Genomic DNA, 14,582 nt, shown 5'->3' on the forward strand with positions numbered 1-14,582 from the left:
ATGGCCGAATCCGTCGCGGAGGCGATCGACGACGGATCCCATCACGTCTCCTGGGTGCGTCGGGCCCCCGGCGCGTTACAGCACCGGGCGCATCACCACGCCTGGGTGGGGCGCGGGACCCGAGTGGGTCACAGCACCTGGGGGCGTCAGAACACCCTGGCGGGTTACAGCACGGGGGCGCTACTGCACCGGGGTGGGTCACGACGCCTCGGCGCGTCACCACACCTCGGTAAGTCACGGCACCATGCGCATCACGTCTCCTGGGTGCGTCGGGCCCCTGGCGCGTCACAGCACCGGGCGCATCACCACGCCTGGGTGGGGCGCGGGACCCGAGTGGGTCACGGCATCCGGGGGCGTCAGAACACCCTGGCGGGTTACAGCACGGGGGCTCTTCACCGCACCGGGGTGGGTCACGGCGCGCAGGTGGGTCCGACCCCCCCGGCGGGTCCGCCCCCCCCGGTGGGTCACAGCACCGAGGTGGGGCACGTCACCTGGATGGGTCCGACCGCCCGGCGCGTTACAGCACCGGGCGCATCACCGCACCCGAGCGGGTCACGACACCGGGGTGCCCCACAGCATCCCGCGGCCTCACAACACCTTGTTCCGCACCAACAACGACAGCACCAGCGCCCCCGGTAGCAGCGGCAGCCAGACCGTCAGGACGCGGAAGCCGACGACCGTTGCGGCGGCCAGGGACAGGGGGGCGCCCAGGGCGGCCAGTGTGAAGACCAGGGCCGCGTCGACCGGGCCGATGCCGGCCGGCGCGGGTACGGCGCCGACCGCGGCGCTCGCCGCGAGGTAGGCGAAGAGGACGTCCGGCCAGGCGATCGGGAGCCCCAGTGAGGCTCCGACGCTGGCCAGTACCGCCGCCTGGCACAGGGAGAAGCCTGCGGCCCCGCCCCAGAGCGCCAGCACCCGGGCCGGCCGGGTGTGCAGCCGTCGCGCGTCGGTCAGGGCGGTGCGCAGACCGTCGAGCAGGGGGCGCCGCAGCGGACGTACGAGGGTCAGAAGCAGTGTCACGGCGGCCACTGCGACGGCCACGCCCACGCCGATGGGCAGCAGGGTTCCGCCGTCCGGGAGGAGGTCGGTGGCGCCGAGGGACGTCGGGAAGGTGGCCAGCAGCACGAGGATCACCAGGAGCTTCGCGACCGGTTTGACCAGGGAGTACAGGGCCAGGGATGCCGTGGCTCGGGCCAGGGGGATGCCTCGGCCGGTGAGGAAACGCAGGGTGACCGCGTGGGCGCCGAGACCGGCTGGAAGCACGTTGTTGGCGGCGCCCGCGGCGAACTGCGAGGCCAGGAGCAGCCCGGGCGGCAGCCGCTCCGGGATCGCCCCCTGCCGGGCGAAGGCGGCGGAGATCCAGCACAGCAGGGTGAACGCGCCCCCGATCGCCAGCCAGCCGGGGTCGGCGGTGGTGAGCTGGCGGGCCCCGTCGTGCAGGACCCGCCAGTTGTCCGCCGCCCAGACCCCGATGAGCAGGAGCGGCAGCAGACAGAGCACCCGGCGAGCGTGCCGGGCGCTGGGAAACCGTGGGGGGCGGGCAGCGGTGGGGGAGCGGTCCGGGGCGTCCTGGGTAGGGAGCGGGACCGTGGAGGCGGGCGGGGCTATGGGGACTATCGGCAATGAGGACACAGCGCGCGTCGTCCTTCCGCGTGGCGCCCACGCGGACGGGGCGAACGGGGGGAAATGAAGAGCGAAGCAAGCGGACGGCAGGAGCGTCCCCAGTCCGCGTGACGGGGTGGTGTCCAGGAGCAGAAGGGGTGAGGGCGGACGGGCGACACAAATGATGCCTGCATCTTTATTTACGGAGTCTCCCCCCGTCGTCGCCGATCGACGCCTCAATCGTGAGCCGTCTCACACGGCTGGCCGGGCGCGCCTGTTTCGCGCCGGTGCTTCATATGGGGCGGCCTCGCCCGATTTCTCCGACTGTCGGCGGAGTGTCGGAGGCGGTCCGTACGCTCGTCGGTATGGAGGGGAACGAGCTGCACGGGGAGCAAGGGGAGCAAGGGGAGCAGGGGGAGGAGCCCGGCGCCGGGGCTTGGCAGCGACTGAGCGCCTACAGCTATCTCAGCGCGCCCGAGCGACTGGAGTACGTCGCGGTGATGCGAGTGTTCTGCGGCACGCTGCTCGCGGATCTGTCCATACCCGATGTGCTCGCCAAACTGGGCCGGGCGGGCGGATCGGGGGCGGCAATCGACGCCGAGACACTCACCGCCAGGCTCGAGCAGCTGGTGCGCTGGGGCAATCTGCTGCGCAGCACGCACACGGTCAGGGCGATGAGCATCGCCGAGTACCAGCGCTCCCGGTCCCGTTACCAGCTGACCAAGCTGGGGGAGCGGGTGCAGCGTGACGCCGACGAGGTGCTGGCCGGGGCGGACGCCGCGCGCGAGGTGAGCAGCGAGTTGCTCGCCCTCGTCGACCGTGGGCTGCGTGAGATCGTCGCGCTGGCCACGGCGCCGGGCGGCGCGGACCCGCAGCAGGCGCTGGAGCGGATCAGCACCCTGTTCGTCCAGTTCGCCGAATTCGCCGAGTCGGTACGGGACTTCTACGCCTACCTGGGCCAGGTCCTGGCCCGCTACGACCTCGACGGAGCCGAATACCAGGGTTTCAAGGAACTGCTGCTCGACTATGTGGAGGCCATCACCGAGGACGTCTCCTTCAGGGCCCCGCGCATCGCCACCCACCTGGACGCCCTCTGGCCGCGGCTGCCCGAGCTGCTCGCCCGTGTCGACGGCCACGCGGCGGGTATCGCGGGTATCGGGGCGCTCGCCGACGGACTGCCCGAGACTCGCGTACAGCGCAGCCGGGGGCGGGACCTGGCGGACTGGGAGGGGCTGCGGGACTGGTTCACCGACACCGGCGGGCACGAACACGGGCCCCTGCACGGCAGCCAGGTGGACCAGCTCCGGGACGCCACCCTGCGCGCCCTCCAGTCACTGCTCGCCAACGCCAAGCGCATGCTGCGCTCCGCATCCGGCGAGATGTCGCGCCGCAAGGACCTGCTGCGCCTCGCGGCCTGGTTCGACGCCGCGGAGCCCGCGGAGGCCCACGATCTCGCGGTCGCCGCCTTCGGGCTCTACGGGGCACGGCACCTGGGTGTGGCACCGGATCCGGACCGGACCGTGCCGGCGTACGTGAGCTGGTGGACGGGGCCCGTCGTGGACGTGCCGGTGGCGTTGCGCGAGCGGGGGAGCAGGGCCCCGCGTGGACGTGCTGCGGCGGCCGAGGACCACACCGAGCAGAAGCGGCGCCTGATGGCAGAGGCCCGGGAGGAGGCCGAGGCCAGGCGGGCGGCGGCCGACGAGCTGCGCAGCGCGTCGGGCAGGTTCGACCAGGTGAGACTCGGCGCCCCGGCCATGCGGCTGCTGCTGGAACTCCTCACCGCGGCCCTCGGCAACGCCCAGCTACACAAGGGCGACAAGGGCGATAAGGGCGACAAGAGCGACACGGGAGACCAGGGAGGCAATGCCCCTGACGACTTCCTGCTCGACGGCGCGCACGCGAGCGACGCGGACCTCGGCATCCGGCTGACCGCATGGCGCACCCCGGGCCGGCACACGGTCCTGCGGTCCGTGGACGGCGACCTGACCGCGGACGACCTCACCCTGGCCGTCGAGCACGTCTCGGCAGTCCAGAGCCCCTCGGCAGTCCAGAGCCCCTCGGCAGTCCGGATCGACTCGGCACCCGCCGCCGCCGAGGAAGCGAGCGCTTGATGCCCCTGCCCTCCGCACACGACGTCGCACTCGCCGCCGAGCGCCGCACTGCCGCCCGGCTCCTCCTGGCCCACCCTCTGGTCACCGCCACCGGGCCGCACAGCGACACCTTCCCCCTGGTCAGGCGCCACGCCGACTGGCTCGCCCAGCGTTTCCAACAGGTCTTCGGATACCGGCTGTTGGTGGAGGCCACGTACGCCCGTCTCTTCAAGGCGGGCCTGGGCCCGGACTCGGGTCACCGCCTCGAACGTCCGTCGACCGGAACGCCGTTCACCCCACGGACGTACACCTATCTGGCCCTCGCCCTGTCGGTCCTCGTCACCGCACCCGAACAGCTCCTGCTCTCCCAGCTCGTCGCCGATCTGCGGGCCGCGGCCGTCGACGCCGGGATCGAGATCACCGACACCGGGCGGCAGGCCGAGCGCCGGACACTCGCCGCCGCGCTGCGCCAACTCGTCGACTGGGGTGTGCTGGTGGAGACCGAGGGCCGTGTCTCGGCCGTCGCCGAGGAACAGGGCGAGGGACGGAGTGGGGAACAGGCCGGAGAGGCGCTGCTGACCGTGGACCGGGAGATCGCGCGGGCAGCCGTCGCAGGCCCGCTCGCCCAGAGCCGCGACGGCGCGGACCTGGTACGCCGGGCCGCGGACCCCGGTTTCGGCGGGCCGCGTACGTACGTCCGCAGGCGCCTGGTCGAGACCCCCGTCGTTCTCCTCGACGACCTCACCGACGCCGAGCGCGAATGGCTGCGCACCCGGCAGCGCCGCGAGGCCCAGGCGTTCTCCGAACTGCTGGGTCTGGAGGCCGAGATCCGCGCCGAGGGCATCGCCCTCGTCGACCCGGACGCCGAACTCACCGACCTGCACCTCCCCGGCACCGGCACGGTGGCGCAGGCCGCGCTGCTCCTCGTGGCACGGCTGGCCGACCGGCTGCGCCCCGCCGGCCCCGGGCACCCGGCGGTGGGCGGGCGGCTGGTGATCGGCGTACCCGTCCCGGAGGGGCTGCTGCCCGGACTGCTCGACGAACTGATCGAGGAGTACGGCAGACGCGCCAACTGGATGCGTGGCCACCTGGAGGACCGGGACGGATTCCTCGCCGCCGTCCTCGACCTCCTGGCCAGGATGCGTCTGATGGCACCGGCCGGTCCGGTCCGCGCGGATGGCTACGGCGTGCCCGAGGGCTACGAGGAGACGGTCACCGACGGCCGTCCCGTCACGGACGTCTCCGGGGCACGTGGCCAACAGCGTGATGGCGGCTGGATGTTGCTTGCCGCCGCGGCCCGGTACGCCACCACGGTCGAGGTCAAGCCCCGTTCCGAACAGTTCCCCACGAACGATTCCCCCACGAACGATTCCCCCACGGACGGAATTCTCAAGGAGCCGCCCCGATGAGCCGCGCTGCCGCCCACCACCGGAACCGGTACCGCCTGCACCGCGCCGGTATCCGCAACGTCTGGCAGTACGACGAGCAGGAGTTCGCCTTCGGCGAGGGCCGGCTGCTGCTGCGCGGCAAGAACGGCGCGGGCAAGTCCAAGGCCCTGGAGATGCTGCTGCCGTACCTCCTCGACGGCGACGCCCGTGCCCTGGACGCCACCGGCACCGGCCGCACCTCCCTCCTCTGGCTGATGCTCGACGGCTTCGAACAGACCAACCGGCTGGGCTATCTCTGGGTGGAGTTCGTCCGGACGGACGAGGAGGGCGACGACCACCACCTCACCCTCGGAGCGGCCGTCCGCGCGTCCCGCTCGACCAGGACGGCGAAGCCCTTCTTCTTCGTGACCCCGCTCCGGGTCGGTGCCGATCTGGACCTGGCCCCGGCGGGCCAGCCGCTCCCCGTGGACCGGCTCAAGTCCCTCGTCGGCCCGGAGAACGTCACCGACCGGGCTGTCGAACACCGGGCCAGGGCCGCCCGTGAACTGTTCGGCCTGAGCGATCCGGCGCGCTACCGCAACCTCCTGCACCTCCTCCACCGGCTGCGCCGCCCCACCATCGGCGACCGCATCGACTCCGGAGGACTGGTCTCCGTCCTCGCCGAGACGCTGCCCGCCCTCGACGACGAGGTCGTGGAGAAGGTGGCCCGCAACCTCGACGACCTCGACGCCGTACGGGCCGACCTGGGCCGGCTGGAACGCACCGACCAGGCGCTGCGCACCTTCCTCACCGCCTACCGCGGCTATCTCCACGGCGCGTTGCGCCGCCGCGCCGACCGGGCGAACGGCGAACTGGAGCGACTGGCGGAGTACCGCAGGGCCGCGGGCAACGCGGCGCGGAAGGCGCAGGAACTCCGGCAGGAGGAGGATGAACTCGGCGCCCGTACCGAGTCGTTGGAGGACGAGCGGATCGCCGCCGAGACGGACCTCGCGGCGCTGCACGCCAGCACGGGATACCGCAGTCTCACGGAACTCGCCGAGAAACGCGCCACCGTCACCGCCCTGCACAGCGCCGCCACCACCGCCTTCAAGTCCGTGCGCCAGGCGCACAGCAACCAGGAGGAGGCGGCCCGCCGGCTCACCGAGGAGGCCCGGCGGCTCGGCGCCGACCTGGTCGAACTGAGCACGGCACACGGTGAGTTGGTACATGAGGCGGAACGGTCCGGACTCGACCCCGTGCACCTGGGGGAGCCCGTCGCGACCCGCGCCACGCCGGTCGCGCCCGCGACGACGGCCGAACTGACCTCCCCGGACGGCGACTTCCACCTCGTACGCCACCCCGAGGCGCTGGCGATCGACACCGAGCCGTGCACGACCGCGCTGCACGCCTGGGACGCCCAACTCGACGCCGTGCGGCCGGTGATCAGGAACCGGGCCCGGACGGTGACCGAACTGGGCATCCTCATCGAGCAGTCGGGCAGGGCGCAGATCGAGGCGCACGACGCCGACGCGGCTCGCGAACGACTGGAGGAACAGGCGGAACACGCGCGCGCCCGCACCGAGGAGCGCCGCCGGGAAACAGTGGCCGAGGGAGCCTCGTACGCCGACGCGGCCAAGGCGTGGACCGAGCGGCTGCGCAGCCTCACCGGGGTGCCCCTGGACGCCGTACTCACCCTGCTCGCACACGACCCGGTGGACGGGCCGCTGCCCGCACAGGCCCCCGACGAGGTGGCCGACGCGGCCAGGGCGGCCGTCGACCCGTGGCTGACGGAGCTCGGCGTGGAGCGTGACACCGTCGCCGTCACGCTCCACCGACTGACGGCCGACCGCGACCGCCTCCGGGGCGAGCGCGAGGACTGGGAGCGTCGTACCGACCCCGAGCCACCGGCTCCGCCCCACCGCGCGGCGCCCCGTACCCCCGGCACCGGCGCACCCTTGTACCGCCTCGTGGACTTCGCCCCCGACCTGCCGCCGGACGCGCGAGCGGGCCTGGAAGCCGCACTGGAGGCGAGCGGCCTCCTCGACGCCTGGGTCCGCGCGGACGGCACGCTCCTGGACCGGGCGACCCGGGACACCCTCCTGGTGCCGGGAGCGGCGATGGCAGGTCCCACACTCGCCGGGGTACTACGGCCCGTCGCCGCGCCGGACAGCGGGGTGACGGTGGAGCAGATCGAACGGGTGCTGGCGGCGGTGGCACTGGTGGGGGACGTGTCGGAGGGAGGGACGGGCGCGCACACCGTCGTCGGCATGGACGGCGCATGGCAGCTCGGCATCGTGCGCGGGCGTCACACCAAGGAGGCCGCCGAGTACGTCGGAGCGGAGGTGCGGGCGGAGACGCGGCGCCGGAAGCTGGCCGAACTGGACGCCCAAATAGCCGTGATCCAAGGTGAGTTGGCGGAGCGCGAACGTCACTTGCGGATGCTGACCGAGCATCGCGATCAGGTCGCCGACACCCTGCGCAGGCCGCCCCCGGCACGCCGGCTGACGGACGCGTGGGCCCGTACCGCCGAGGCCGACCGCGTCGCCGAGTCCCTCGCCGGGCAGGCGGCCACGGCCGCGCGCGAGGCGGAGCGGGCACGGGCCCGAGCTGTCGCGGCCCGCAGGGAGGCGGAGGCGACGGCGAGCGCCCACGCACTCCCGGCGGACCCGGGGGCACTCGACACGGTCCGCCTGGCCCTGAACCGCCTGGGACAGGGCACGGAGCAGCTGCGGCGGAGAGTACGCGCGGTCGTCTCCACCATCGACGGCCACCGCGCAGGCCGGACGGACTACGAGCGCGCCGAGTCGGCGGCCGGAGAAGCCGAGTCCGACTACGTCGCACCGCTCGGCCGCCTGGAGGCCGCCCGCCGCACGGTCCGGGGTCTGGAGGAGGCCCTCGGCGCCACGGAGCAGGAGATCCTCGCCCGCGAGGCCGCGACGAAGCGCCGCCTGGACACGGTTGGACGCCAACTCCCGGGAGCACGGCGCGACCTGGCCGACGTCCATGACAAGCGCGTACGAGCGGAAGAGGAGGAGAGGACGCGGCGCGAGAGCCTGGCGGCACAGGAGGACGAGGCGCTGACCTGCGGCAGACGACTGCGGACGGCTCTCTCGCTGCCGGGGGTGACCGGGGGTGCGGCTCTGGAGGGGGAGGAGGACGGCGAGGAGGACGGCGAGGGTGTTGCCGCCCTGAAGTCGCCGGACCCGGTCCACGACGACGTACGGGAACGCATCAAAGCACTGCACCTGCTGGTCGACGCGGTGCTGGCCCGTCTGAACCCTGAACGCCGCGACATCACGGACACGACACTCCTCAACCGCCACACCGAACTGCGCGACCAGCTCTCCGGAGGCTATGACGCGACGATCGAGGAACACGACGGCATCAAGCTCTGCAAGCTCGTCGACGACCACGGCCCGCAGGACATCGCGACGGTCGGCGAACGCATCGCGTCCCAGGCGGCCGACGCCCGCAACCGACTCACCGAACGCGAACGCGAGGTCTTCCAGCGCTTCCTGACGGGCGAGTTGGGCGACCACCTCTCCACCCAGGTCCTGGCGGCGGGCGCCCTGGTAGGGGCTCTGAACGCCACCTTGTCCACGGTCCGTACGTCACACGGTCTCGGCGTGACGCTCGACTGGAAACTGGCCGACGGCGTGGAAGCGGACGTCAAGGCGGCCGTGGATCTCCTCCGCAGTCCGTCGGGCCTGCGCACCCGCGACGAGTCCGAGCAACTCCGCGACGTCCTCCAGCGCCGTATCGAGGACGCCCGCCGCGCCGACCCGGCCGCGGGCTACGCCGCGCACCTCCGTACCGCCCTCGACTACCGCGACTGGTTCACGTTCACCCCGTGGGTGGTGGACGACGCGGCACCGTCGTCCCGCCGTAAGCTCTCGGGCCGAACGGGCATGAGCCAGGGCGAACAACGCGTCCTGTCCTACCTGGTCCTCTTCGCGGCAGCGGCGGCCCACTTCACCAGCCTCGCCGAATCCGCCCCGCACGCTCCCCGGCTGATCCTCCTCGACGACGCCTTCGCGAAGGTCGACGAGCCCACCCACGCCCGCCTCGGCCGCATCCTCGTCGACCTGGACCTCGACTTCGTCCTGACCAGCGAACGCCTGATCGGCAACTGGCCCGACGTACCGTCCCTGCACATCTACGAATGCCTGCGCGACCCGCACGTACGGGGCGTGGCCACGCTCCACTACACGTGGAACGGGCGGCAACGGAGACTGGTGTCGGTATGACGAAGGCCGAAGAGGCGGATGAACTGCCGCTGGACGGGGCGGGTGAACTGCCCCTGACCGCAGAGGCGTTCACGTTCCTCACCCGCCCGGGCCTGACCCGCCTCTGGACGGCGGCACGCACCCGCCTCGAACGCAACGGCCTCCGGCCCACCGGCACGATCCGCCTCCAGCACCTGGACGTGGCGGAGCGGGAAGCCCTGTCCCTGCTCCTGGCCAAGCCGGTGACCGGACCCACGGCCACGATCCGCCTGCCGGACCTGGACACCCGCCTCCGGTCGAGTGCGGTCGGCCGGGACCTGACGGCGACGCTGACGGCCCTGGGCCCACCCCTGACCGACCGGCGAGCGGCCCGCGACGCGGCGGCGGCCGAACGCACACACCTGTGGTCCACGGCAGAGGCGACGCTGGCCGCCACACCCCTCTCCGCCCACCTCTGGACCGCCCAATGGCTGGAGGAGATACGCCGATCCGGCACGCTGACCCGCCAGCCGTCCGCCATCGCGCTCACCACAGCAACCCAGGCCATCCAGACCCTCGCGACCCTCTACCCGGACAAGCGGCCAGACCCCACCCCCGCCACCTGGGGCCGGGGTGAACTGGCCACCCGCACCACAGGCTCGGCCCACGGCCTGGACGACGGCACCCTGCTGTCCCGACTGGTCCTGCGCGGCATAGCCCTGGCCCAGGGCGTCGACCTCCCGACGGACGCCCCGGGCCGCCGAGCCCTGTGGCGCCGGGCCTCGGTCACCCCCGACGAGGTCTCCAGCACGGTCCTGACGTACGGCCTGCGCCCGAGAGGCGGGACCTGGCAGGAGGCGTCCCTGTGCGAACGCGCCGCCCACGCCATGGAGACCCATCTGACACTCCGTGAACTGCGGGGCCTGCACCTGGAGTTGCCCCAGGGAACCCGCATCCACGTCTGCGAGAACCCGCGCGTGGTGGAGGCGGCGGCGGACGCCGGCTGCGGTGCCGCCCTGGTGTGCACGTCGGGGAGCGCGTCGACGGTGGTCCTCACGCTGCTGGACGCGCTGGCGGCGGCGGGCTGCGCTTTCGCGTACCACGGGGACTTCGACTGGGCGGGGATCGTGCTGGCCAACCGGATGATGCGGCGATACGAGGCCGACCCCTGGCGTATGACGGCAGCGGACTACGAGTACCTCGCGACCCGCACACAACTCCACGGCACCCCGCCCCTAGCCCTGGCAGGCCCGCCCGTCGAGGCCTCCTGGGACTCGGAACTGGCCCCGGCCATGGAGGCGTTGGGGGTGGCACTGCACGAGGAGGCGGCGCTCGATCTTCTGCTGGAGGACCTGGAGTGAGGGGAGGGAGTTCACACAGCGGAGCCCCAGGCCTCCATCAGCTGCTCGGGCCCGTACGTCACCGCCGGCCCGCCCGCCGTGAATCCGGAGCGGGACACCGCGATCAGCGGAGTGTCGTCGTCGGCACCGGGTACGGCCATGGCGTCACGAGCCAGCGCGGCCAGGGCGCGATGGTCGAAGGAGCCGCGTTCGTGCCACTTGATCGAGCCGACGAACCCGATCTCGCGGGCCGGTGACGACCTGTCCGCCCCCACCAGGTCCACCTCGGGATTGTTCGTACGAGGCCACCAGCCGCCCACTTCCCGCACCTGTGGCCACGTGTCGTCGGGGAGCAGCCGGGCCAGCGACTCCCTCACGACGGGTTCGATCGCCCGACCACGCCACGAGGTCCATCCGCGTTCGACTCTCTCGGCCACGATCCGGCCGCGCCCACGCTCGATCTCCGGAATCCCCTGCTCCAGGAAGGCGAGCCAGAAACGGAGGTAGGGATCGGCGACGCGGTAGCGGCGGTCGCGGTCTCCTGGGCGGGTGGAGAGAGGGGTGTCGGCAGCGACGAGTCCCTTGTCCGCGAGGGTGCGCAGGGCGGGGTTGAGCGAGCCGGGCGGGAGCGGCCGGTCCGCCGCCCCCGCCTTCGCGGCGATCGTGCCGAAGGTCCGCTCACCGCTGCCGATCACGGAGAGCACGTGCCTGGCCTGGAGGGCGGTCGGGAACTCGGCGGCCAGTATCCGCTCACCGGAGACGAGCAGGGGAGAGGTGGGATCGCCGAGGGTACGGGCGAGGAAGTCGACGCGGTGCTCACCTTCCTGCCACTCCTGGCAGACGAGCGGCAGACCGCCGGTGATCAGGTGGGCGTCGAAGGCGTCCGCAGCGGGGAGCCCGGTCATCGCCATGACTTCGGAGGGGGAGAGAGGCGCCAGCACCATCTCGACACCTCGCTGATGGAAGGGGCGGCCGTAGGCGGAGAGCTGCTCCATCATGGCCAGATCACTGCCGATGAGGATGAGCAGCACGGGTTTCCGGCTCAGTACGCGGTCCCACACGGTCTGCAGGGTGCCCTCCAGGACCGGGTCGCCTTCGAGCATCCAGGGCAGCTCGTCGAGTACGACGATGCTGGGGGCGTCGTCCGGGAGCACCACGGCGAGCTGACGAAGTGCGGTGTCCCATTCGGCGACGGTCGTGACACCGGCGAGGAGCGCGGTGTCGGGCAGTGCGGAGTGCCGGACCTCGGAGAGGAATCGGGCCCGTTCCCGGTGGGCGTCCTCACCCCGGGTGGCTTGGTGGACGACGTACGGTACCTGGGCGCGCTCACAGAACAGGTCCACCAGCCGCGACTTCCCGACCCGGCGCCGTCCTCGAAGCAGCAGGGCGCGGCCGCGCTGGTCGCCCCGACCGTCGCGCACCCAGGAGAGGTGGCGCTCCAGGGCTGCCAGCTCGGATTTGCGGCCTACGAAGCCTGGCATGGGTCACCTTCCGAGTTTGCTCGCACTGAACATACTCAAGTGAACCATAGTATGGAGAATACGAGTAACTACTCAATCACATTGAGTGATTCGGTCGCCCCGCCGAACTCCCTGACCGCCCCCTCGACGATCGCCTCCAGCCGCGCGTGGTGCGCGCCCCGCCAGTACAGGCGCTCGCAGTCCACGCACTGCGCGAACACGTCGTACGTCCGTCGCGTCCCGTGCTCCAGCCGCTCCCCGACGGTTTCCTTGTCGGCCTGCTCCAGCCGTCCGTTGCAGGCGGTGCAGCGGGTCCAGGGGGTGAGGGTGGGTGCGAACCTGTCCAGTACGTCCCGGAGTTGGTCGTCCGGGCGGTCGCTGTACACGTACGCGCCCGCCCACAGCTCCCGGCGTCGTAGCAGCCCCCGGTCCCGCGACAGCAGTACCCGCCGCTCCGCCGCCGACAGCGCGGCCAGCGCCGGATCGCCGATGTCCTCGCTCTCGTACGCGGCATCCACGCCGAGGAGCCGCAGCCGGCGCGCGAGCGTGCCCAGATGCACGTCGAGCAGGAATCGGAGCGGCGCTCCCGGGACCCGCTGCGGTCGGATGACCGCGGCGACCTCCACCGTCTCGCCCGCGACCGGCACATGGGACACCGGCATCTCCCGGCCGTCGACCAGTAGCCGTCCGGCCTCGGTGAGCGGCACACCCAGCGACTCGACCACATGCCCGAGCGAGGACGACCCGTCGGTGACCACGGTCGTATGTCCGGCACGCCGCTCGGCCGGGACGAAGAGCCGCAGCTCAGGGGCGAAACTGATCACGATCTCCGGTCTGCTCACCCGATCAGCATGTCATCGACCAGACCGGGAGCGCCCGGGACTTTTCGGTGCACTACTCTCAGCGCTCTCAACACGCCTCGCTGGTGGGGGAGTACGGCAACATGCAGTTCGAACGTACGGGCGTGCCCGGTTACGAGGTCGTCGAGGTCCTCGGGCAGGGCGGGTTCGCCACCGTGTACCGGGCCCGCCAACTGGCCGTGGGCCGCGAGGTCGCCCTCAAGATGGACAGCCGCGTCCTGGCGACCGACCGCGACCGGCAGCGCTTCCTGCGCGAGGTCACGGCGGCCGGCCAGCTCTCCGGCCACCCGCACGTGGTCGCGGTGTACGACGCCGGGGTGCTCGACAACGGCCGCCCGTACATGGTCCTGGAGCTGTGCCCCGGCGGCTCGCTCGGCGACCGGCTCCACCAGCACGGCCCGCTCCCGGCCGCCGAGGCACGGGACATCGGCGTACGCATCGCCGACGCGCTCGCCGCCGCCCACGCCGGCGGCGTACTGCACCGCGACATCAAGCCCGGCAACATCATGATCGACCGGTACGGCAATGTCGGCCTCGCCGACTTCGGGCTGGCCGCGATGCCCCGCCCCGGGCAGGAACTGTCGGCCACCCGCGAGGCGTTGACGCCCGCGTTCGCCCCGCCTGAGGCGTTCCGGCTGGCCGAGCCCACGCCCGCCGGGGACGTGTACTCCCTCGCCGCGACGGTCTACGCCCTCGTCCACGGCAGGCCCCCGCACTTCCCGGCGCAGGGCAGCCTCGGCATCGCGGAGGTCATCGTCCGGCACGACTGGCCGCTGCCGGACCTCCCCGGAGTGAGCCCGCGCCTCACCGAGGTACTCCGCCACGCCATGGCCCCGGACCCGGCCGACCGGCTGCCGAGCGCGGCGGCACTCAGGGACGCGCTGGCCGCCGTAGACCTGACGGAGGACGCCCCGGGCACCCGCACCGCGGCCTTCGTCCCCACCTTCGCCCCCACCGTCCCGCAGCCCGCCGCCCCGCCCACCACAGTCCCGCAGTCCGCTGCCGCCGCCGAGCGCAAGAAGAAGGGGCGGCTGCAGGTGTCCGTCGCGGTCGTGGGGGTGGTCGTCGTCGGTACGGGCGGGACGGTCGCGCACCAGTACCTGCCGCCGTCGACCTCCAAGGCGTCCACCGCCGGACCCTCTGCCTCCGCCTCCGGTACGGGCGGGGCGAGCGCGTCCGCCCAGGCCGCGAACGCCGGATTCGGTGTGCCGACGACGACCGAGGACTGTCCGGCGGCCGGTGTCGAGGGCGTGGGAGGCCGCTGCACCACGACCGCCGAATGCTGGGGCGGCATGGTCGTCAACGTCGGCATCGTCAGCGTGAACCGCTCCGACTGCCTGGTGTCGCACCCGTGGGAGACCTTCGCGATAGCCCCGCTCCCGTCAGACGGGATGACCAACAACCAGAAGGAACTGATCAACCACCCGGACGTGATCAAACTCTGCTCCCGCGAGGTCCTCGCCGCGTCCAGACAGAGCGACAAGGCCCTCGACATCGACCCCGCCCGCTGGATCATCGACGTGCTCCCGCCCACGGCGACCGAGTACGCCGACGGACTGCGCGTCATGCGCTGCGTGGCCACGGTCACCGGGGAGGAGTCGACGGGGGCGTACTTCCGACCACGGTCGTGAGGGCTCGGGTGTGAGGGCTCGGGTGCG

At 72.4% G+C, this 14,582-nt stretch carries 8 protein-coding genes; 5 read left to right on the forward strand and 3 right to left on the reverse strand.

The features are described from left to right. Positions 1–588: 588 nt before the first annotated feature. Positions 589–1,632: a lysylphosphatidylglycerol synthase transmembrane domain-containing protein gene (locus ACWCRB_RS17260; protein WP_450996847.1), complete on the reverse strand. Its 1,044-nt coding sequence runs from the start codon at positions 1,630–1,632 to the stop codon at positions 589–591. A gap of 335 nt (positions 1,633–1,967) precedes the next feature. Between ACWCRB_RS17260 and ACWCRB_RS17265 the strand changes: the two genes are divergently transcribed. Genes ACWCRB_RS17265 through ACWCRB_RS17280 form a run of 4 tightly spaced genes read left to right on the forward strand, consistent with a single transcriptional unit; the run spans position 1,968 to position 10,625 of the window. Then, positions 1,968–3,713, forward strand: coding sequence for a TIGR02677 family protein (locus tag ACWCRB_RS17265; RefSeq protein WP_450996848.1), 1,746 nt, complete (start codon positions 1,968–1,970; stop codon positions 3,711–3,713). Beyond that, entirely contained in the window at positions 3,713–5,101 is a 1,389-nt protein-coding gene (locus tag ACWCRB_RS17270) for a TIGR02678 family protein (RefSeq protein ID WP_450996849.1), read from the forward strand. Before ACWCRB_RS17265 ends, ACWCRB_RS17270 begins: the two co-directional genes overlap by 1 nt. After that, positions 5,098–9,306 (forward strand): TIGR02680 family protein, encoded by a 4,209-nt coding sequence (locus tag ACWCRB_RS17275; protein ID WP_450996850.1) that lies wholly within the window; start codon positions 5,098–5,100, stop codon positions 9,304–9,306. The genes ACWCRB_RS17270 and ACWCRB_RS17275 overlap by 4 nt, the downstream gene beginning before the upstream one ends. Beyond that, a complete protein-coding gene (locus ACWCRB_RS17280; RefSeq protein ID WP_450996851.1) occupies positions 9,303–10,625 on the forward strand; it encodes a TIGR02679 family protein in 1,323 nt (440 codons plus the stop codon). The genes ACWCRB_RS17275 and ACWCRB_RS17280 overlap by 4 nt, the downstream gene beginning before the upstream one ends. An 11-nt stretch (positions 10,626–10,636) precedes the next feature. Here the strand turns inward: ACWCRB_RS17280 and ACWCRB_RS17285 are convergent, their stop codons facing one another. Together ACWCRB_RS17285 and ACWCRB_RS17290 are read right to left on the reverse strand one after the other, a co-directional pair. After that, positions 10,637–12,085, reverse strand: a complete 1,449-nt coding sequence (locus ACWCRB_RS17285) for an ATP-binding protein (RefSeq protein WP_450996852.1) — start codon at positions 12,083–12,085, stop codon at positions 10,637–10,639. Between the two features lie 68 nt (positions 12,086–12,153). Next, positions 12,154–12,906 carry a Mut7-C RNAse domain-containing protein gene (locus tag ACWCRB_RS17290; protein WP_450996853.1) on the reverse strand — a complete coding sequence of 251 codons (753 nt, stop codon included), beginning with the start codon at positions 12,904–12,906 and terminating at the stop codon, positions 12,154–12,156. A gap of 101 nt (positions 12,907–13,007) precedes the next feature. On the opposite strand from ACWCRB_RS17290, the gene ACWCRB_RS17295 reads away from it, so the two are divergent. Beyond that, positions 13,008–14,555, forward strand: coding sequence for a serine/threonine-protein kinase (locus ACWCRB_RS17295; protein ID WP_450996854.1), 1,548 nt, complete (start codon positions 13,008–13,010; stop codon positions 14,553–14,555). Positions 14,556–14,582 lie beyond the last annotated feature (27 nt).

It is taken from the genome of Streptomyces sp. NPDC002156, from assembly GCF_053593675.1.

Bases quoted from the DNA above. Each gene is read 5' to 3' on its own strand.
- ACWCRB_RS17265 (WP_450996848.1), top strand. From the start codon at position 1,968: ATGGAGGGGAACGAGCTGCACGGGGAGCAAGGGGAGCAAGGGGAGCAG.
- ACWCRB_RS17270 (WP_450996849.1), top strand. From the start codon at position 3,713: ATGCCCCTGCCCTCCGCACACGACGTCGCACTCGCCGCCGAGCGCCGC.
- ACWCRB_RS17275 (WP_450996850.1), top strand. From the start codon at position 5,098: ATGAGCCGCGCTGCCGCCCACCACCGGAACCGGTACCGCCTGCACCGC.
- ACWCRB_RS17280 (WP_450996851.1), top strand. From the start codon at position 9,303: ATGACGAAGGCCGAAGAGGCGGATGAACTGCCGCTGGACGGGGCGGGT.
- ACWCRB_RS17285 (WP_450996852.1), bottom strand. From the start codon at position 12,085: ATGCCAGGCTTCGTAGGCCGCAAATCCGAGCTGGCAGCCCTGGAGCGC.
- ACWCRB_RS17295 (WP_450996854.1), top strand. From the start codon at position 13,008: ATGCAGTTCGAACGTACGGGCGTGCCCGGTTACGAGGTCGTCGAGGTC.